This is a genomic window from Paenibacillus sp. LRG-1 (assembly GCF_057220305.1).
Genome location: NZ_CM170126.1, coordinates 5,213,552 through 5,236,169, shown reverse-complemented (window position 1 = coordinate 5,236,169; position 22,618 = coordinate 5,213,552). Strand labels below are relative to the sequence as shown.

The window sequence follows — 22,618 nt, the reverse complement described above, 5'->3', positions numbered from 1 at the left end:
AAGATTTTCTCCCCATGCTGCCTGCGGTACCGTCAGGCAGCATGGAATTCACCGCCGATCCAAGGGCTGTCCCGTTTATGCCATACGGAGCATTCTTTGAGCCTCATGCAGCACCATTGTCACATCTAATCGTCAGGAAAAGCTCACTACCCCGCAGCCAGATCTTTACTTATTCACACCAGGCGGGGGAATACTAAAATCGTACATAGAGTGTATCAATATCCCTTAAACATAGGCTTCGACAAAGGCAGCTCCGGTGCCGAATCCGGAGGTACGGTCGACTTCCTGCTGGCCGGCCGGAACCCTACAGCAAGCCTAACATCGATGGGTGGAACATCCCTTGTCCACCCCCAAATCTAATTCCGAACCCAATGTTAAACCAAAGCCCGTCTTCGGGCGGCTCGTCCGCAGCAAGCATATTGAAGCAGAGGAGCCGGAAGCAGCTGCATCTCTTGCGTAGAACGATGCTCTTTGTTGTCTTTCACGCATGGGAGCCGAGCGGGACAGCTGCTAGGCAGAGGATTGCCGCATGCGATCAAACGGGCAAGCGAAGCGGTGACCTGGCGAAAGCCATTGACATTGTTGTCACATGTTTGAAAAGGCGGGGAGCGAGGCTGAAGCGTTGCTGCGGCATATGCTCCGCCGGATTGCTTTTACCGATGAAGAGAGGGGAACGATCCAGATGGCTTTTGAAAAAGAAACGTTGTTTTGGAACGAAAAATTCGGTAGCGACGATTATACCTTGACGCCGCTGCCTTACAGCAAAGCTCCAAGCTCCCTGGCGCCCATTATGAAAACCGTGGGCGGTTCGCTTTCGGAAAAAGCGGCGCAGCGCGTCCTTCAAATGAGCAAGGGCGCTCCGCTGGCCGCTTTTATGATTTTGCTCGCCGGTGTTCAGTCACTCTTGCATAAATACACAGGCGCTTCTGACATTCTGGTCGGCATGCCGGTTGTACGGAAACCGACGGAGACGCGTCGATCCGTTAATCATACGGTCATTTTGAAAAACTCGCTTTCGGCGGGTGCGACTTTTAAAACGCTTCTGAGCGAGCTGAGGACTTCCTTGCCGGAAGCGATTCAGCATCAACATATTCCGTTCTTGAAAATGACGGAGAAGCTGGACCTGCAATATGCAGACGGTATACCCGTCATCCATACGCTAGTATCCCTTAAGGAGCTGCATCTGGACGAAATCGGGCAAAATGTGGTCACGGATTGTTCCTTTGAATTCAGCTTAACCGATGGGACGATACAGCTAGCGCTGTCATATAACGAGCACTTATATGACTCCGAGTTTATGACTCGGGTCGTCGGCCATCTGAATCGCCTGCTGGCCGTGGGGCTTCACGAGTTGGAGCTGGACATCGTGCGGGCGGACATGCTGTCGGAAGACGAGAAATTTCAATTGCTGCAAAGCTTTAACGATACCGAGAAGGACTATCCCCGTGATCGGACGATTCATCAGCTCGTGGAGGAGCAGGCGAAGCGGGTGCCCGAAGCGACGGCGGTTGTCTTTGAGGGGCGGCGGCTTTCGTACGCGGAGCTGAACGAACGGGCGAACCGGCTGGCGCGGACGTTGCGATCGGTCGGCGTGCTGCCCAATCAGCTGGTAGGCTTGATGGTCAGGAGATCGCTGGAGACGGTCGTTGGCATTCTGGCGGTTCTGAAAGCTGGCGGTGCCTACGTGCCGATCGACCCGGAATACCCGGAAGAACGCATCCGCTACATTCTGGAGAACTCGAATGCGCAGCTGCTGCTGACTCAACGGCACCTGCTGCAGCAGGTGCCGTTCGAAGGGACCGTGGTGGCGCTGGATGACGAGCAGGCCTACAGCGACGATGGCTCGAACCTGGAGCCGGCCAGCGGTCCGAACGATCTGGCTTATGTCATCTATACGTCAGGTACGACGGGCAATCCCAAAGGGGTCATGCTGGAGCATCGCGGTTTGGTCAGCTTGAAGCTGATGTTCGCGGACAGGCTGGGCATCACGGAGCATGACCGGATCGTTCAATTCGCCAGCCTGTCGTTCGACGCGTCCTGCTGGGAAGTGTTCAAAGCGCTCTATTTTGGCGCGGCTTTGTACATCCCGACGGCCGAGACGATTCTCGACAACCGCCTGTTCGAGAGTTATATGAACGAGCATGCGATTACGGCGGCGATTTTGCCTCCGACGTACAGTGCTTATTTGAACCCGGACCGCCTTCCCAGCTTAACGAAGCTCGTAACGGGAGGCTCGGCGGTATCGGCCGAATTCGTGCAGCAGTGGAAACGCAAGGTCCACTATTTCAATGCTTACGGCCCTACCGAAGCTTCGATTGTTACGACGCTTTGGGATGCGGATGAGGAGCAGCCGGAGGGCAGAGTCATTCCGATCGGGCGCCCGCTGGCCAATCACCGGATTTTTATTTTGGATGCCCACCTGCAGCTTGTGCCTCCGGGAGTGGACGGCGAGCTGTGCGTGGCAGGCGTGGGGCTTGCGAGAGGTTACCTGAACCATCCGGAGCTGACGGCAGAGAAGTTCGTGGAACATCCGTTTGCGCCGGGAGAACGCCTTTACCGGACGGGAGATCTCGCCCGCTGGCTGCCAGACGGAAATATTGAGTACTTGGGCCGGATCGACCATCAGGTGAAAATCCGTGGATTCCGGATCGAGATCGGCGAGATTGAAGAGCAGCTTCTGAAGATCGACTCCGTGCAGGAGACGATCGTAATCGCGCGGGAAGGCAAAAGCGGGCAAGAACTGTGCGCTTACCTGGTCGCGGGGCGCCCGCTTACGCTCGGCGAGCTAAGAAGCGCGCTGGCGCAAAAATTGCCGAATTACATGATTCCGGCGCATTTTGTTCAGCTTCCGCAGATGCCGCTCACGCCGAACGACAAAATCGACCGGAAGGCTTTGCCCGCTCCGGAAGGAAACGCGCTGACCGGCGGCGCGTACGTAGCTCCCCGCAATGAAGCCGAGCGGACGCTTGCCGATGTGTGGCAGGCGGTATTGAACGCCGATCGCGTTGGGGTAACGGATCATTTCTTCGAGCTGGGCGGAGACTCGATCAAGTCCATTCAAGTATCTTCGCGGCTTCATCAAGCCGGGTACAAGCTGGAAATCCGGGATTTGTTCAAATATCCGACTATTTCACAGCTCAGCCTGCATGTGAAACCGATCGGACGTACCATTGATCAGGGCGAAATAACGGGTGAAACGGCGCTGACGCCGATTCAGCATTGGTTTTTCGAGAGCTCCTTTGCGGACCCGCATCATTTCAACCAGTCGGTGATGCTGTACCGGAAGGAACGCTTCGACGAAGAGACGGTGCGTCAGGTGCTGCAAAAGCTGGCCGAGCATCATGACGCCTTGCGGATGGTGTTCCGCAAGACGGAACAAGGGTTTAGCGCGCGGAACCGCGCGATTCAGGACGGCGGGCTGTTCACGCTGTACGTGTTCGACTTCAAGGATGCGGAGAATACCGCGCAGGCTGTGGAAGCGAAGGCAACGGACATTCAAGCGGGCATCGATCTGGAGAACGGGCCCCTCGTGAAGGCGGGACTGTTCCGGTGCGCGGACGGCGATCATTTGCTGCTCGCGGTTCATCATGCCGTGGTGGACGGCGTGTCTTGGCGCATTTTGATGGAGGATTTCGCTCTGGGTTACGAGCAGGCCGGCAAAAGCGAGGAAATTCGTTTCTCGGCGAAAACGGATGCGTACCGCACTTGGTCCGAGCAGTTAGCCGCTTACGCGCAAAGCCCGGAGATGGCGAAGGAACGGGCCTATTGGCAGGCCGTGGAACAAATTGCGGTTCCGGCCGTGCCGAAGGATCTGGAGGCGGACGTTACGACGCAGCAGGACAGCGAATCGCTGTTCGTCCGTTTGACTCCCGAAGAAACGGAGCTGCTGCTGAAGCGGGTTCACCGGGCCTACAACACCGAAATGAACGATATTTTGGTAACGGCGCTCGGCATAGCCGTTCGCAAGTGGACGGGACACGAACGGGTGCGGATCAATCTCGAAGGACACGGACGCGAATCGATCGGAACGGATATCGACATCACGCGCACAGTCGGCTGGTTTACGACCAAGTTTCCGGTCGTCCTGGAGCCAGAAACCGACCGGGATTTGGCCTATCAGATTAAACAGGTCAAGGAAAGCTTGCGCCGCATTCCGAACAAGGGGCTTGGGTACGGCGTATGCCGCTATCTCTCCAAATCGGAGGATGGCTTTGTTTGGGGCGCAGAGCCGGAAATTAATTTTAACTACCTCGGCCAGTTCGACGATGATGTCAATCAGGACGAGATCGGCATATCTTCTTATTCCAGCGGCAGCCCGGCCAGCGACCGGCAGGCCCGCAGCTTTGTGCTGGATATCAACGGCATGGTGCTGGACGGCACTTTATCGCTCGATCTCAGCTACAGCCGGAAGCAGTATCGCAAGGAAACGATGGAAGCCTTCGCTCAGCGGCTTGAGCAAAGTCTCCGAGAGCTCATTACCCACTGCGCAGGCAAAGAAAACACCGAATTGACGCCGAGCGACGTGCAATTTAAAGGCTTGACCATCGCGGAATTGGAGCAAATCGCCCAGCGCTCGGGCCATCTCGGGGAAATCGAAAATATTTACTCGCTTACGCCGATGCAGAAGGGCATGTGGTTCCACAGCGCGCTTGACCGGCAAACTGCCGCTTACTTCGAGCAGACGCGGTTTACGATGCGGGGAGCGCTCGACGTCCAGCTTTTCGAGAGGAGCTGGATGGAGCTTGCGAAACGTCATCTGGTGCTGCGGGCGAATTTTGTGAAAGGACCGGCGGGCGAGCCGCTGCAAATCATATACCGCGACAAGCCGGTCGGCTTTGAATATGAAGAGCTGCTTCATTTGCAGGTGGACGAGAAACAAGCGTATTTGGATAAAAAGGCCGAGGATGACAAGCTTCGCGGCTTCGACCTGGAACATGACGCGCTCGTTCGGGTTACGATCCTGCGCACCGAAGAGCAAAGCTATCATGTGCTGTGGAGTTTCCAGCATATTTTGATGGACGGCTGGTGCCTGGCGCAGCTGACGCAGGAGCTGTTTGAGACATACTCGACCTTGGCATCCGGCAAGCAGCCAGCGGGAGATAAGGGATCGGATTATGGCGCCTATATCGAATGGTTGGAGAAACAGGACGATCAGGTGGCATCCGGCTATTGGACGGCATTCCTGTCAGGTTATGAAGGGCAAACTGTACTCCCGGGACAAAAGGAACCGGCGCTGAACGGCAGATTTACGGCTGATCACGTCACCGCCGAGCTGGGCAAGGAGTTGAGCGAGCGGATGGATCGGGTGGCGAAAGAGCGCCTGGTTACGGTCAATACGCTGTTGCAAGCCGCTTGGGGCGTGATGCTGCAAAAATATAACGGAACAAACGATGCCGTATTCGGCAGCGTCGTGGCCGGAAGACCGGTGGAAATCCCGGGCATCGAGTCCATGATCGGGCTGTTCATCAATACGGTGCCGGTCCGCGTCACGAGCGAAGCCGACACCGTGTTCGCCGATATGATGGCGAAGCTCCAAGAGCGTGCGCTGGAGTCCGGGCGATATGATTACTATCCGCTGTATGAAATTCAAGCCCGCAGCGTGCAAAAGCAGAACCTGATCAACCATATCATCGCTTTCGAGAACTATCCGGTGGACGAGCAGATGGAGCAGGCGGGCGACCAGCAGCACGGCGACCTGACGATCGCTGACGTTCAGATGGAGGAGCAGACGAACTATAACTTCAACGTGACCGTGGTGCCGGGAGCCGAGATCGAAATTCGGTTCGACTTTAACGCCGAAGTGTTCGATAAAGACAGCATCGAGCGGCTCAAGGGGCATCTCGTCCATCTGCTGGAGCAAGTGACGGATAACCCGGAAATTACCGTGGGCGAGCTGGAACTAGTGACGGAGGCGGAAAAGGCCGACCTTCTCGGACGTTTTAACGACACCACCACGGAATTTCCGCGCGGGAAGACGCTCGTTCAATTGTTCGAAGAGCAGGCGGAGCTTTACCCGGACAACGTGGCCGCCGTCATGAACGAGCGGCAGCTGACTTACCGCGAGTTGAACGAGCGATCCAACCGCCTTGCGCGGAAGCTGCGGGAGACGGGAGTCGAAGCGGACCAACTGGTAGCGATTCTGGCCGAACGCTCGCTCGATATGGTTGTGGGCATTCTGGCGATTCTCAAAGCGGGCGGAGCCTACGTGCCTGTCGATCCCGACTACCCGGAGGAGCGCATCCGCTTCATGATCGAGGATTCGGGCGCGCCGTTATTGCTGATTCAAAAGCATCTGCACGAGAAGACCGACTTCGCAGGAACGCGCCTCGAATTGGACGATTTCGTTTGGGGCGACAGAGGGGCGGACTCCGAAGGTGCGCTGGACGCTTCGAACCTGGAGCCGATTTCCGGGCCGGGCAACCTGGCATATGTCATCTACACGTCGGGAACGACCGGCAGACCGAAAGGAACGCTGATCGAGCATAAGAACGTCGTGCGGCTCCTGTTCAACGACAAGAACCTGTTCGACTTCGGGCCGTCCGACACGTGGACGCTGTTCCACTCGTTCTGCTTCGATTTCTCCGTCTGGGAAATGTACGGAGCGCTGCTGTACGGAGGCAAGCTGGTCATCGTACCGCCGCTGACGGCGAAAAATCCGGCCGATTTCCTGGCGCTGCTGGGCCGCGAACAGGTCACGATTTTGAACCAGACGCCAACGTACTTCTACCAGCTGCTGCGTAAGGTCTTGGCGGACCATCCGTACGATCTGCGGATTCGCAACGTCATCTTCGGGGGCGAAGCGCTGAGTCCGCTGCTGCTCAAGGGCTTCAAGACGAAGTACCCGGAGACGAAGCTGATCAATATGTACGGCATTACCGAGACGACGGTTCACGTGACGTATAAGGAAATCACGTGGGTCGAAATGGAGGCGGCGAAGAGCAATATCGGCAAGCCGATCCCGACGCTGAGGGTGTACATCCTGGATGAAAACCGCCGCCCTGTGCCGATCGGCGTAGTGGGCGAAATGTACGTGGCCGGGGAAGGCCTTGCGAGAGGATACCTGAACCGTCCGGATCTGACGGCGGAGAAGTTCGTCGATTCCCCGTTTGCGGAGGGGGAGAAACTGTACCGCTCGGGCGACTTGGCGGCTTGGCTGCCGGACGGCAACATCGAATACCTGGGCCGGATCGACCACCAGGTCAAAATCCGCGGTTACCGGATCGAGCTGGACGAAATCGAGACGCAGCTGCTGAACGTCGAGGGCGTGGAAGAAGCGGTGGTGCTCGCCCGTCAGGACGGGGGGGGCGAGAAGGCGCTTGTCGCCTACTTTGTGGCGGACCGAACGCTGACGGTCAGCGAAATGAGAACCTCGCTGGCCCAGGGAATGCCGGGGTACATGATCCCGTCGTACTTCGTGCAGTTGGAGCGTATGCCGCTGACGACCAACGGCAAAGTGGACCGCAAAGCGCTGCCGGAGCCGCAAGGCGGCATACAAACGGGCGTCGAATACGTAGCGCCGCGTAACCGGACGGAGTCCCAGCTTGTGAAGATCTGGGAGGAAGTGCTGGGCTACTCTGGCATTGGAGTCCTGGACAATTTCTTCGAGCTCGGAGGCCACTCCTTGCGGGCGACGAACCTTGTCAGCAAGATTCAGAAGGAAATGAACGTCGAGCTGCCTCTGCGCGACGTATTCCGCTACTCGACGATCGAAGAGATGGCTCTTGCCATCTCCCGGATCGGAGAGCAGTCGTTCTCGTCGATTCCGCTGGCAGGCGCAAGAGCATATTATCCGCTTTCCTCAGCTCAGAAGCGGCTGTTTATCCTGAATCAGCTGGAAGGGGCCGATCAGAGCTACAACATGCCGGGCGTGCTGCTCCTGGAAGGATCGATTGACCGGAGCCTGCTGGAGAAGGCTTTCCGCGGACTGATCGCACGGCACGAAACACTGCGAACCGGCCTTGAGATCGTACAAGGCGAAGCAATACAGCGCATTTACGAGAGCGTCGACTTTGCCGTCGAGTACCGTCATACGAGCGAGGAAGAAGCGCCTGAAGTCGTGCAGGACTTCATCCGACCTTTCGACTTGGCGAAGCCTCCGCTGCTGCGGGCGGAGCTCGTAGAGCTGGCAGCCGAACGTTATTTGCTGATGTTCGACATGCACCATATCGTCTCCGACGGGGTTTCGATGGACGTGTTAGTCGAGGAACTCGTTCGTCTGTACGGCGGCGAGTCATTAGAGCCTTTGCACATTCAATACAAGGACTATGCGGTATGGCAGCAGTCGGACGAGCAAAAAGTGCAGTTGAAACGCGAGGAAGCTTACTGGCTGGACCGTTACCGGGGCGAGCTGCCGGTTCTGGAAATGCCGACGGACTATCCGCGTCCTGCCGTGCAGAGCTTTGAGGGACAAACGCTGACGTCCTTCGTGGACGAGGCAACGAACGAAGGCTTGAAGCAGCTGGCCGCTCAAAGAGGAACGACGCTGTATATGGTGCTGCTTGCGGCATATACCGTGCTTTTGCATAAATACACAGGTCAGGACGATTTGATCGTCGGAACGTCGATTGCGGGCAGAACGCACGGAGACACGCAGCCTTTGATCGGAATGTTCGTCAATACGCTGGCGCTCCGCAATTATCCGGCTTCGGAGAAGAGCTTCCTGTCGTATCTGGAAGAAGTGAAAGAAACGACCTTAGGCGCTTACGAGCATCAGAATTATCCGTTCGAAGAGCTCGTCGATAAAGTGCAGGTTAGCCGGGATTTGAGCCACAACCCGCTGTTTGACACGATGTTCTCCCTGCAAAACTTGGAGGATAAAGAGTTTGAGCTGGAAGGGCTGAAATTGTCCCCGTACCCTAGCGAATACGGCACGGCCAAGTTCGACCTGAGTGTGGATGTTACGGAAGAAAACGGCGGCCTGGAGTGCAGCTTTGAATTCGCAACGGCTCTTTATAAAGAAAGCACGATCCGGCGGCTGTCGACTCATTTCGGACATTTGCTTGCGGCGATCGTAAGCCGTCCGGATGCGAAGATTGCCGAGCTGAACTTGTTGACGGCAGAGGAAAAAGAGCAAATTCTCGGCGCGTTTAACCCGGCGCAGCCGGAAGCGGCTTCTGTGGCAGCGTTCCACCGGCTGTTCGAGGAACAGGCGGAGCGCACGCCGGAAGAGGCGGCCGTCGTGTACGAGAACGAGCGGCTGACCTATGCGGAGCTGAACGAGCGGGCGAACCGCTTGGCGGCCACGCTGCGCGCAAGCGGCATCGGCCGGGAGACGATCGTCGGCATTCTCGCCGAGCGTTCGGTGAACTTGCTGGTGGCCGTGCTGGCCGTCTGGAAAGCGGGCGGGGCGTATGTGCCGCTCGATCCGGATTATCCGGCTGACCGCGTGCGGTTCATGCTTGAAGACAGCGGAGCGAAGGTACTGCTGACGCAAACGCTGCTGCGAGAGCGTGCCGAAGCCTGGCTCGGCGAAGAGGAGCTGGCGCTGGCGGCGGTGCTGTACCTGGACGACGAAGCGTCGTACAGCGAGGAGCGGGCGAATGCGCCGATTGGCTCCGGCATGGTCTCCGGCAAGCTGACGGATGCTGTGGACGACGGCGGTGAGAGCCATCAGAATGTTGGCACCGACAGCTTCCATGAAGCCCGTCCGGAGGATCTGGCGTACGTGATCTACACGTCGGGAACGACGGGCAAGCCGAAGGGCGTGATGATCGAGCACCGCAGCCTGGTGAACACGGCGGCGGGCTACCGGCGGGAATACCGGTTGGATCAGTTCCCGGTGCGGCTGCTGCAGCTCGCAAGCTTCTCGTTCGACGTGTTCGTGGGAGATATCGCGCGGACGCTGTACAACGGAGGCACGATGGTGATTGTGCCGAAGGACGACCGGATCGATCCGTCTCGTCTGCACTACTGGATTGAGCGGGAGCGGGTCACCATCTTCGAATCGACACCGGCGCTGATCGTGCCGTTCCTGGAGTACGTGCACGAGCAGCGGCTGGATATGAGCCGATTGGAGCTGTTGATCACGAGCTCGGACAGCTGCAGCGTGGCGGATTACCGGACCTTGCAGGAACGCTTCGGCTCGTTGTTCCGGATCATCAACGCCTACGGCGTGACGGAAGCGGCGATCGACTCAAGCTTCTACGACGAGCCGCTGACGAAGCTGCCGCAGACAGGCCATGTGCCGATCGGCAAAGCGTGGCTGAATGCGAAATTCTACATCGTGGACGCGCATCTGAACCCGGTGCCGGTCGGGGTGCTGGGCGAGCTGGTTATCGGCGGAGTCGGGGTAGCGCGCGGGTACTTGAACCGTCCGGAGCTGACAGAAGAGAAGTTCGTAGACAGCCCGTTCGCCGCGGGCGAGCGGCTGTACCGCACGGGAGACTTGGCGCGGTGGATGGAGGACGGAAACGTGGACTTCATCGGCCGGATCGACAACCAGGCGAAAATCCGGGGCTACCGGATCGAGACGGGCGAGATCGAGTCGCAGCTGCTGCGGGTGGAAGGTGTGCGCGAAGCGGTGGTGCTGGTTCGAAGTGACGCGAACGGGCAGAAGGCGCTATGCGCGTATTACACGCCGGATACCGGAGCGGAGCTGGCGGTGAACGATTTGCGCAGCGCGCTGGCGCAGGAGCTGCCGGGCTACATGATCCCGTCGTACTTCGTGGAGCTGGAGCGCCTGCCTCTGACGCCGAACGGAAAGATTGACCGGAAGGCGCTGCCGGCGCCGGAAGGGGAAGCGGGAAGCGGAACGGAGTACGTCGCACCGCGCAATGAGCTGGAAACGAAGCTGGCGGCGATTTGGCAGGAGGTGCTGGGGCTTGCGAAGGAGATTGGCATTCACGACAACTTCTTCGACATCGGCGGCCACTCCCTGCGGGCGACGACGCTGGTCAGCAAGATTCATAAAGAGTTGAACGTGGATCTGCCGCTGCGTGACGTGTTCCGCCATTCCATGATCGAGAGCATGGCATCCGCCATTTCCCGGCTGGATGAGCAGACATTCGTTGCCATTCCGGTGGCGGATGACCGGGAGGTGTACCCGCAATCTTTTGCTCAAAAACGTCTCTTTATCCTGAATCAACTGGAAGGCGCGGAGCTTAGCTACAACATGCCGGAAGCGATGCTGCTGGAGGGTGCTTTGGATCGGACAAGGTTCGAAGAAGCGTTCCGTAAGCTCGTGGCGCGGCATGAAATGCTGCGCACCGGGTTCGAAATGGTGGATGGCGAAGCATCGCAGCGGTTATACCATGACGTGAATTTTGCTGTGGAGTTCTATCGAGTGGATGAGCAAGAGGCCGAAGAGACGGTTCGCCGTTTCGTCCGTTCGTTTGACTTGGCGAAGCCTCCGCTGCTGAGGGTAGGCCTTATCGAGCTGGCTCCGGAACGCCATATTCTAATGTACGACATGCATCATATTATTTCCGACGGCGTCTCGATGGAAATCTTTGTTGAAGAATTCGTCCGCTTGTACGGCGGCGAGCAATTGGAGCCTCTGCGCGTTCAGTACAAAGACTACACCGTTTGGCAGCATTCGCAGGAGCAGAAGGAACGGCTTCAGCGTCAGGAGGCGTACTGGCTGGACATGTTCCAAGGCGAGCTTCCGGTGCTGGAAATGCCGACGGACTATCCGCGTCCGGCCGTGCAGAGCTACGAAGGCCAAACGCTGGAGTTTTTCTTCGACGCTTCGAAAACCGACGGCCTGAAGCAGCTGGCCTCGGAAACGGGCACAACGCTGTTTATGGTGCTGCTTGCGGCGTATAACGTCCTTCTGCATAAATATTCAGGTCAGGAAGACGTGATCGTCGGTACGCCGATTGCCGGAAGGAATCATGGGGATGTGCAGCCGTTGATCGGGATTTTCTTAAACACGCTGGCTATCCGCAGTTATCCGGCTTCGGAGAAGACATTCCTGTCATACCTGAACGAAGTCAAAGAAACGACCCTCCACGCCTTCGAGCATCAAAACTATCCGTTCGAAGAATTGGTGGACAAGGTGCAAGTCACCCGTGATTTAAGCCGCAATCCGCTCTTCGACACGCTGTTTACAATGCAGAATACGGAGAACGAGGAATTTGAGCTGGAAGGGCTTCGCCTGATTCCTTATCCGAGCGCACTGGATACCGCGAAGTTTGATATCAGCTTGGATGTGGGCGAGGAGAACGGCGGCTTGGATTACAGCTTCGAATATGCGACGGCTCTCTACAAAAGGGAGACGATCGAACGGCTGGCGAAACATTACGAGCAGCTGCTCGTAACGATCGTAAGCCGTCCGGATGCGAAGATCGCCGAGCTGAACTTGCTGACGGCAGAGGAAAAAGAACAAATTCTCGGCGCGTTTAACCCGGCGCAGCCGGAAGCGGCTCCTGCGGCCGCGTTCCACTGGCTGTTCGAGGAACAGGCGGAGCGCACGCCGGAAGCGGAGGCCGTCGTGTACGAGAACGACCGGCTTACGTATGCGGAGCTGAACGAGCGGGCGAACCGCTTGGCGGGCACGCTGCGCGCAAGCGGCATCGGCCGGGAGACGATCGTCGGCATTCTCGCCGAGCGTTCGGTGGACTTGCTGGTGGCCGTGCTGGCCGTCTGGAAAGCGGGCGGTGCGTATGTGCCGCTCGACCCGGATTATCCGGCGGACCGCGTGCGGTTCATGCTTGAAGACAGCGGAGCGAAGGTGCTGCTGACGCAAACGCCGCTGCGAGAGCGTGCCGAAGCCTGGCTCGGCGAAGAGGAGCTGGCGCTGGCGGCGGTGCTGTACCTCGACGACGAAGCGTCGTACAGCGACGAGCGGGCGAATGCGCCGCTGGAAGCGGATGATCACTTGCACGAATGTCGTCCGGAGGACCTGGCGTACGTGATCTACACGTCGGGAACGACGGGCAAGCCGAAGGGCGTGATGATCGAGCACCGCAGCCTGGTGAACACGGCGGCGGGCTACCGGCGGGAATACCGGTTGGACCAGTTCCCGGTGCGGCTGCTGCAGCTCGCAAGCTTCTCGTTTGACGTGTTCGTGGGAGATATCGCGCGGACGCTGTACAACGGAGGCACGATGGTGATTGTGCCGAAGGACGATCGGATCGATCCGTCTCGTCTGCACTACTGGATTGAGCGGGAGCGGGTCACCATCTTCGAATCGACGCCGGCGCTGATCGTGCCGTTCCTGGAGTACGTGCACGAGCAGCAACTGGACATGAGCCGGGTGGAGCTGTTGATCACGAGCTCGGACAGCTGCAGCGTGGCGGATTACCGGACCTTGCAGGAACGCTTCGGCTCGTTGTTCCGGATCATCAACGCATACGGCGTGACGGAAGCGGCGATCGACTCAAGCTTCTACGACGAGCCGCTGACGAAGCTGCCGCAGACAGGCCATGTGCCGATCGGCAAAGCGTGGCTGAATGCGAAATTCTACATCGTGGACGCGTATCTGAACCCGGTGCCGGTCGGGGTGCTGGGCGAGCTGGTCATCGGCGGAGTCGGGGTGGCGCGCGGGTACTTGAACCGTCCGGAGCTGACGGAAGAGAAGTTCGTAGACAGCCCGTTCGCCGCGGGCGAGCGGCTGTACCGCACAGGAGACTTGGCGCGGTGGATGGAGGACGGCAACGTGGACTTCATCGGCCGGATCGACAACCAGGCGAAAATCCGGGGCTACCGGATTGAGACGGGCGAGATCGAGTCGCAGCTGCTGCGGGTGGAAGGCGTGCGCGAAGCGGTGGTGCTGGTTCGAAGTGACGCGAACGGGCAGAAGGCGCTATGCGCGTATTACACGCCGGATACCGGAGCGGAGCTGGCGGTGAACGATTTGCGCAGCGCGCTGGCGCAGGAGCTGCCGGGCTACATGATCCCGTCGTACTTCGTGGAGATGGAGCGCCTGCCTCTGACGCCGAACGGAAAGATTAACCGGAAGGCGCTGCCGGCGCCGGAAGGGGAAGCGGGAAGCGGAACGGAGTACGTCGCACCGCGCAATGAGCTGGAAACGAAGCTGGCGGCGATTTGGCAGGAGGTGCTGGGGCTTGCGAAGGAGATTGGCGTTCACGACAACTTCTTCGACATCGGCGGCCACTCCCTGCGAGCGACAACGCTGGCGGGCAAGGTATTTAAGGAATTAAACGTCAACCTGCCGCTGCGCGACGTATTCCGTCACTCGACGATTGCGGCGATGGCCGAGGCGATCGCACGGATGGAACGGCGGGAGCATGAGGCCATTCCTCAAGCTGAGGAGAGAGAGTACTACCCTCTGTCCTCCGCCCAGAAACGGCTGTTCATTCAGCACACGCTGGATGGAGCGGATCAGCTTTACAACATGCCGGAGCTGGTGCAGGTGGAAGGCGAGTTTGATTTAGACCGCTTGGAAGCCGCCTTGCGGAAATTGATAACACGGCATGAATCGCTGCGCACCGGTTTTGAAATCGTGAAGGGCGAAGCGGTTCAGCGGATTTACCCGCAGGTCGATTTTACTATCGAGCATCATCAAGCGGATAAAGAGGATGCGGCTCAAATCGAGCAGATCGTCCGTAGCTTCGTTCGTCCGTTTGATCTCGGCAAGCCGCCGCTGCTGCGCGCCGGGGCCATCGAGCTAGAGCCGAACCTGCATATTCTCCTTTTCGACATGCACCATATGGTGTCCGACGGCGTATCGATGGCGATTGTGATCGATGAGTTCTCGAGTTTCTACGCCGGGGGAGAATTGCCGCCACTGCGCATTCAATACAAGGATTATGTCGTTTGGCAGCAGTCAAAGGCCCACCGAGAGCGGATCGGGCGGCAGGAAGCGTACTGGCTGCAAACCTTCGAAGGCGAGCTGCCGACGGCGGACCTGCCGATGGACTACGAACGGTCTGCGGCTCGCAGCTACGAAGGCGCGCATCTGGAGTTCGACGTCGAAGCTTCTCTCTCTGCGCGGCTGCGCGAATTGGCAGCCGAGCGTGAAAGCACGCTGTTCATGGTGCTGCTTGCGGCTTATACCGTGCTGCTGTCCAAGTACAGCGGGCAGGAGGACTTAATCGTGGGCACCCCGGTGGCGGGAAGAACGAACGCCGATTTGGAAGCGGTCATCGGGATGTTTGTCAATACGCTGGCGATCCGCAATCGTCCGTCGGGCGACAAAACGTTCTTGTCCTACCTGGAAGAAGTGAAGGAAACGGCTTTGGGTGCTTTTGAGAACCAGGATTATCCATTCGACGAGCTTGTGGAGCGCTTGAATGTGAAGCGGGAGCCGGGCCGCTTCCCGCTGTTCGATGCCGTTTTCGACTTGCAAAATATCGAAGAACGAGACGCCGAGCTGGAAGGGGTCAGCCTGAAGACTTACGAGCTTGACCATTTGGAAGAAGCGAAGTTCGATCTGACGCTGTTTATGTATGAAAACAACGGGGCGCTGAGCGGGGGCTTCTTCTACGCCACCAAGCTGTTCAAAGAGGCGATGATCCGCACCTTGACCGAGGATTACCTGCGGGTACTGTCTCAAATTGCGGAAAATCCACAACTTGAGCTAAGCAGGATTGAATGTCATAAACCGGCGGCAGGCGCAAAGAGTGCCGTCGATACGATCGAATTCGCGTTCTAATCCTACAAGCGCGCCTCCGCCGTCAAGCGAAAGCGGCGCGCATCCCAAGGAAGACGGCGAACAACGTCCAAGCCCGTAAACGCGCAGGCCGAAAGCAAGCTTTTTCGGACCTGCGCCAGGGCATGCGGTCACTTCATTTTTAGGGGAGGTACAAATGAAATCTTTGTTTGAAAAGGAAGAACGGTACTGGAGCGGCAAGTTTGATGCCGATGACAGCCTGAGCTTCCTTCCCTACAGTCAATCCTCCAAATTATCCGCCGACGGGGAAGCTGCGGCCGAGCCGGGCTTGCTTCACCGTACTCTGCCGAGCGAACTCTCAGAGAGAATCATTTGCCTCGCCAACGGTTCGGATTTGGCTTTGTACATGATTGTTTTGGCAGGAGTAAAAAGCCTGCTGTTCAGATATACCGGGCGGGACCAAGTGCTGGTGGGCATGCCTTCTTATAGCGCAGACCCTGACGGGACTCCGCCGCCGCAGGACATTTTGGTAATCAAGACGTCCGTAAGCCACCAGACTACGCTGAAAACGCTGCTCGGGGGCATCAAAGCCTCCATCGGCGAGGCGCTGGAGCATCAGCACCTGCCTTTTCGGAAAATGGTGGAGCCGCTCCATCTGGACTATACGGGGGACGGCCTACCAATCATCAACACCGTCGCATCCTTTGCACCGATTCATCCGGAACCGCTGGGCAACCGGGTGGCGGCCGATACGGTTTTTCGCTTCGACCGCCAAAACCATTCCATCGAGCTGGAAATAAGCTTTGACGGGCAGTGGTACGAGCGGGCATTTGTGGAACAGGCGGCCGACCATCTTGTTCGGCTGCTGTCCGTGCTTTTATTTCAGCCGGATCTGGAGCTCGGACAAGCCGATGTGCTGTCCCCAGACGAGAGGGAGACGCTGCTGAAGCGATTTAATGACACCGAAACCGGGTTCGAGCGGGGGAAAACGATTTACGGCTTGTTCGAAGAACAGGCGGAGCTTTACCCGGACAACGTGGCCGCCGTCATGAACGAGGGGCAGTTGACCTACCGCGAGCTGAACGAGCGATCCAACCGCCTTGCGCGGAAGCTGCGGGAGACGGGAGTAGAAGCGGACCAGCTGGTAGCGATTCTGGCCGAACGCTCGCTCGATATGGTTGTGGGCATTCTGGCGATTCTCAAAGCGGGCGGAGCCTACGTGCCTGTCGATCCCGACTACCCGGAGGAGCGCATCCGCTTCATGATCGAGGATTCGGGCGCGCCGTTATTGCTGATTCAAAAGCATCTGCACGAGAAGACCGACTTCGCAGGAACGCGCCTCGAATTGGACGATTTCGTTTGGGGCGACAGAGGGGCGGACGCCGCCGATGCGCTGGACGCTTCGAACCTGGAGCCGATTTCCGGGCCGGGCAACCTGGCTTATGTCATCTACACGTCGGGAACGACCGGCAGACCGAAAGGAACGCTGATCGAGCATAAGAACGTCGTGCGCCTCCTGTTCAACGACAAGAACCTGTTCGACTTCGGGCCGTCCGACACGTGGACGCTTTTCCACTCGTTCTGCTTCGATTTCTCCGTCTGGGAAATGTACGGAGCGCTGCTGAACGGAGGCAAGCTGGTCATCGTACCGCCGCTCACGGCGAAAAATCCGGTCGATTTCCTGGCGCTGCTGGGCCGCGAACAGGTCACGATTTTGAACCAGACGCCAACGTACTTCTACCAGCTGCTGCGTAAGGTCTTGGCGGACCATCCGTACGATCTGCGGATTCGCAACGTCATCTTCGGGGGCGAAGCGCTCAGTCCGCTGCTGCTCAAGGGCTTCAAAACGAAGTACCCGGAGACGAAGCTGATCAATATGTACGGCATTACCGAGACGACGGTTCACGTGACGTATAAGGAAATAACGTGGGTCGAAATGGAGGCGGCGAAGAGCAATATCGGCAAGCCGATCCCGACGCTGAGGGTGTACGTCCTGGATGAAAACCGCCGCCCTGTGCCGATCGGCGTAGCGGGCGAAATGTACGTGGCCGGGGAAGGCCTTGCGAGAGGATACCTGAACCGCCCGGATCTGACGGCGGAGAAGTTCGTCGATTCCCCGTTTGCGGAGGGGGAGAAACTGTACCGCTCGGGCGACTTGGCGGCTTGGCTGCCGGACGGCAACATCGAATACCTGGGCCGGATCGATCATCAGGTGAAAATCCGCGGGTACCGGATCGAGCTGGACGAAATCGAGACGCAGCTGCTGAAGATCGCCGCCGTGCAAGAAGCCAAGGTGCTCGACCGCGACGACGCGAACGGCCAAAAGCAGCTTGTCGCTTACTACGTCGCGGAAACGAGGCTGGCGGCGCATGAACTCAAGGAGGAGCTCGCCAAGCAGCTTCCGGGGTATATGATTCCTTCGCACCTCGTGCAGCTTTCGCGGATGCCGCTGACCCCGAACGGGAAAATCGACCGCAAAGCGCTGCCCGCGCCGGAGGAAGCCGCGGTCGGAGGAGCGGAATATGTCGCGCCGAGAACGCTGCTTGAAATGAAGATCGCCCGCGTCTGGCAGGATACGCTTGGCGTTCCGCAGGTCGGCGTAAAGGATAACTTTTTTGAGTTGGGTGGCAATTCGTTAAGTCTGATGAGGCTCGTTCAAGCCGTTTATGATGAAACGGGATTTGAGATACCGCTGAACCGCCAATTCCATAATGTAACAGTTGAAGCCATGGCTTTCGGAGAGGGGGATCTCGGCCTGGATAAAGGAGGAGACTCCTTCATTAAACTGAATAAAGCAGGAGATCTGAACGTGTTCTGCTTCCCTCCGGGCAGCGGCTTCGGCATCGGTTATCGAGAGCTCGCAAGCAGGCTCGACGGCCGGTTCGTGCTCTACGGCATTGATTTTATCGACGATGCCGTCGATTACAAGGCCATGCTGAACCGTTATGTGGACGAGATCGTCCGCATCCAGCCGGAAGGACCTTACGTGCTGCTCGGCTACTGCTTCGGAGGCAACCTGACGTTCGAGGTAGCCAAAACGATGGAGAAAAGAGGGTATTCCGTAACGGACGTGCTCATGGTGGACTCGTGGATTAAGGACGCGCTGACGCCTTCCGAAACGTCGGAGAAAGAGCTTGAAGAAATGCTTGCTGATTTCGACGAAGAAGAGAAGGAATTAATGAGCAACCCGCTCGTGCGGGAGCGGGTTCATCGGAAGGTCAAAGCGACCTTGGCGTACGAAGCGCAGCTTATTAATTCCGGCACGATCCCGGCCCGGATTTACGAACTGATTGCGAAGGACAGCGAAGCGTTCCGCCTGGAGCACCAATTGCCGTCCTGGCGGGGGGCAACGACGCAAGCTTACGCCGATTACCGGCTGGAGGGCGCGCACGAGGAATTGCTGGAACTCGCGCGCGTGGACGAAACGGCCGTTGTCATCCGGGACATCTTAGAGCAAGTCAAGCGGCAGATCGAAGCGGAGGCCGGGGTACTGCATGGAAGCTGACCGGCAGCCGTCTGTTCAAGAACAAGGCACAGCGGCGCCTTCCAAGCGCCAAACCGCTTACGCCGCCTGGAAAGCGTTCCGCTGGCTGATGTCCTATGTAAGCCGTCACAAAGGCTGGATGATCGTCGGTACCTTGTCCGCGATTGCCGCCGCCGTTATTGAGATATGGACGGGAAGTTTGATCGAGCAGCTGACTACCCAGGCCGAGAAGGGGGCGGGGCCAATCGTTCTGCAAATCGTGTACACGGTCTTTGTGGTCATCTTGATCGGTGTGCCGGCGAAGTTTTTCATGAGCTTCGGCGTGGAGCGAAGCAGCGCCTCTGCGGTGCAGGATATCCGCAACCATGTCATGCGTCATATCGGCAAACTCCCGATCTCCTATTTGGAAAAGCAGCACTCCGGCGACGTGTTGTCGCGGATCAACAACGACCTGCAGCTCATCCAGCAGTTTATGATTCGGGACCTCGCCCAGTGGTTTTATCATCCGCTATTGTTCATCGGCTGTTTCGCTTATTTGATCTACCTCCAATGGGAGCTGATGCTGTACAGCCTGCTGTTATTTCCCGTAGCGCTGCTGGTTTCCCAATGGATCGGCAAGCAGTTGGAGCGGTTGACGGAGGAAGTCCAGGCGAACATGGGCCGAATGAACGTCAACCTCCAGGATACGCTTGGGGGTATGCCTATTGTAAAAAGCTACCTGCTATCCGGCATGCTATCTCGCTCCTACCAAGTGCTGCTGCAATTGACGGCTCAAAAAAAGCTGGCCGTGAAAAAACGGGAAGCCTGGGTCAACCCGCTGCTTTCCACGCTGATGATCAGCCCGATCATTTTCGCCGTCAGTTACGGAAGCTATTTGATCTACAAAGGGCAGCTAGGCGCGGGAGAGCTGATCGCCTTCCTGTACTTGCTGAATCTGTGTCTGGAGCCGCTGGAGCATATTCCCGAGCTCGTCACACGGACGTTCGAAATGACCGGTGCCCTGAGAAGGGTCTCCGAAATCGTCGAGCAGCCGACCGAAACGGAAAATGGCCGTTCGCTTCCGAAAGCGAGCGCCGCCCCCATCGAGTTTCAGAACGTAACCTTCGGGTATGAGGAGAGCTCCCCGATCCTGCGGAATGTTAGCTTCTCGGTGCCGGAAGGGAAGACGATCGCGCTTGTCGGAGCGAGCGGCGGAGGGAAGAGTACGGTGTTTAAGCTTGTATGCGGCTTTTATCCGCTTCCGGAAGATCAGGGCGAGATCCGCGTGTTCGGCAGCCTGATCCACGGCGCCGATCCGGAGCAGCTTCGGTCACATTTTTCCGTGGTAACCCAGGATTCATATTTGTTTAGCGGCACGATCGCCGAAAATATCGGTTACGGGCGGGAAGTAGCGTCGATGGAAGAGATTATCGAAGCCGCTAAAGCTGCTCAGGCGCATTCCTTCATTATGCAGCTTGAGGGCGGCTACCAGACGTATGTCGGAGAGCGCGGAGGCTTCTTGTCCGGTGGGCAGCGCCAGCGCATTGCAATGGCCCGGGCTTTTCTGAAGGATGCTCCCGTTCTGCTGCTGGACGAGCCAACGTCGGCTCTTGATCCGGAGTCGGAAAGCGCGGTTCAGGAAGCGCTGGGCGTATTGATGAAGCAGAGAACGACCATGGTTATTGCCCACCGGCTTTCTACAGTACAAAACGCCGACGAAATTTGGGTCATGGAACAAGGGAATATTGTTGAAAAGGGCACTCATGAACAATTGCTGGAGATGAAGGGACTGTACGCCCAGTCGTACTACCAGGAATTTACCGAGTCTGCCGAACGCAGGGAGGTGGCGTACACATGAAAAAGGGCGGATGGCTCTCGCAAGTGAAAGAACTCGGCTACTTGCTGATGTTTATGAACCGCAAGCGCAAAACCCAGTACGCCATTGGCCTGGCCGTGACGGCGCTCACCCAGACATTGTTCCTGATCGCCTTCAGTTTGGTCGTACATAACTTGGTTGATTTCGCCGTGTCCCGAGATACGTCCCTGATGGTCGAAGCCTTTATTATTTTGGGCGCGGCCCTGTTCCTGGAAAATATAATTTCTCCCTGGTTCATTTACTTATACCAGCGCAGTGTCGAGCTGACTGTGCTGAATATCCGCGAACGTCTTTATGACAAGCTGTGCCGGGTGCGGCCGAGATTCCTGGAGCAGACCCACCATGGGGACTTGCTGTCACGGGTGAACAACGACGTAACGACCGTTGAGTTTACATTCTCGCAGGTTTACTTCGTTTTGCTGCTTCAGGTTGTCTTTTGCATCGGCTCCATTGTCTCTATGGTGTTGATCGATTGGCGGTTTGCCGGCGTATCCTTCGTCATTCTGCTGCTGTCCTCCGTGGTCAGCCTGAAATTTGCGCGGGATATTCGCGCCTTGTCCGAACAAGGCTTGCAAACGCTTGGTAAAATGACCGAAAAATTCAAAGATTTTATGGGCGGCATTCAATTGGTGAAGCTGTTCCGCATCCGCACGATTTACGGCCAGTATGAGGCGTTGAACGAACAAATGACGCAGACGCTTCGGCAAACCGCGCAGAAGAATGGCATGCAGGCTGCGGTGAACCATTTTATCAGTTACGTCACGTTCTGCGGCATTATCGTCATCGGCAGTCTTCTTTATGCCTACGGACTGATGGGAATGGGAAGCGTTGCCGCCCTGGCGGTTCTGCAAGTGAATCTGACGCACGCCTTGTTGAACTTGGGGATGGTTCTGTCGATGACCCAAAATTCGCTCGCAGGCGCTCACCGGATTCAAGAGGTACTAAGAGAGGAAGAGGAACCGGAGAGTTTGGGATCTCCTCACAGCGAGCTCGTGTCGGAGGCTGCGGTGGAGTTTCGCGATGTGGAATTTTCCTATCAGGCGGATAAAAAGGTGCTTGTCGACATGTCCATGCAGGTGTTTCCCGGCCAGGTCGCCGCTATCGTGGGGGCCAGCGGCAGCGGCAAAAGTACGCTGATCAAGCTGCTGCTCGGCTTTTATCCTGTGGACAGCGGAGAAATCCTGCTCCAAGGCAAACCGTTCGGCCATTACACGCTGGACGAAATCCGCAGGCAGATTGCATACGTTCCGCAGGAGCCGTTCTTGTTTACCGGCACGATTGAGGAAAACATCCGCTACGGCAACCCGGATGCAACGGATGAAGAAGTGATCGAAGCGGCCAAAGCGGCGTACGCTCACCATTTCATTCAGGAACTTCCTGAACAGTATAAAACGCCGGTGGGAGAGAGAGGAGCGTCGTTGTCGGGCGGACAAAGGCAGCGAATTGCGATCGCCCGGGCGATTCTCAAAAACGCCCCGATTCTGCTGCTGGACGAAGCGACTTCCGCGCTGGATAATGAATCCCAGCATTGGGTACAGCAGGCCCTGAACGTATTGATGAAGGGGCGCACCACCATTCTGATCGCCCACCGTCTCAGCACCGTGGAACATGCGGATTTGATTACCGTCATGAACCAAGGGACGGTCGTCGAGCGGGGCCGCCATCAGGACCTGCTGGCGCTCGGGGGTTATTACGCCCGGCTGTACGGCTAGACCCGCTTTACGGCGGGCGGCTTCCTGCTTGCGAATGCGACAGAGTCTTTTAG

At 57.6% G+C, this 22,618-nt stretch carries 4 protein-coding genes; all 4 read left to right on the top strand.

Going from position 1 to position 22,618, the window contains the following annotated elements; genetic code table 11:
• Positions 1-589: 589 nt before the first annotated feature.
• The 4 genes from ACUUJN_RS23145 to ACUUJN_RS23130 all read left to right on the top strand — a co-directional run bounded on the left by ACUUJN_RS23145 (position 590) and on the right by ACUUJN_RS23130 (position 22,565).
• A complete protein-coding gene (locus tag ACUUJN_RS23145; protein WP_484668976.1) occupies positions 590-15,556 on the top strand; it encodes an amino acid adenylation domain-containing protein in 14,967 nt (4,988 codons plus the stop codon).
• A 154-nt stretch (positions 15,557-15,710) separates the two neighbouring features.
• Entirely contained in the window at positions 15,711-19,019 is a 3,309-nt protein-coding gene (locus ACUUJN_RS23140; protein ID WP_340981722.1) for a non-ribosomal peptide synthetase, read from the top strand.
• Entirely contained in the window at positions 19,009-20,835 is a 1,827-nt protein-coding gene (locus ACUUJN_RS23135) for an ABC transporter ATP-binding protein (protein ID WP_071558196.1), read from the top strand. Before ACUUJN_RS23140 ends, ACUUJN_RS23135 begins: the two co-directional genes overlap by 11 nt.
• Positions 20,832-22,565 carry an ABC transporter ATP-binding protein gene (locus ACUUJN_RS23130; RefSeq protein WP_264454488.1) on the top strand — a complete coding sequence of 578 codons (1,734 nt, stop codon included), beginning with the start codon at positions 20,832-20,834 and terminating at the stop codon, positions 22,563-22,565. Before ACUUJN_RS23135 ends, ACUUJN_RS23130 begins: the two co-directional genes overlap by 4 nt.
• The last annotated feature ends 53 nt before the right edge of the window (positions 22,566-22,618 follow it).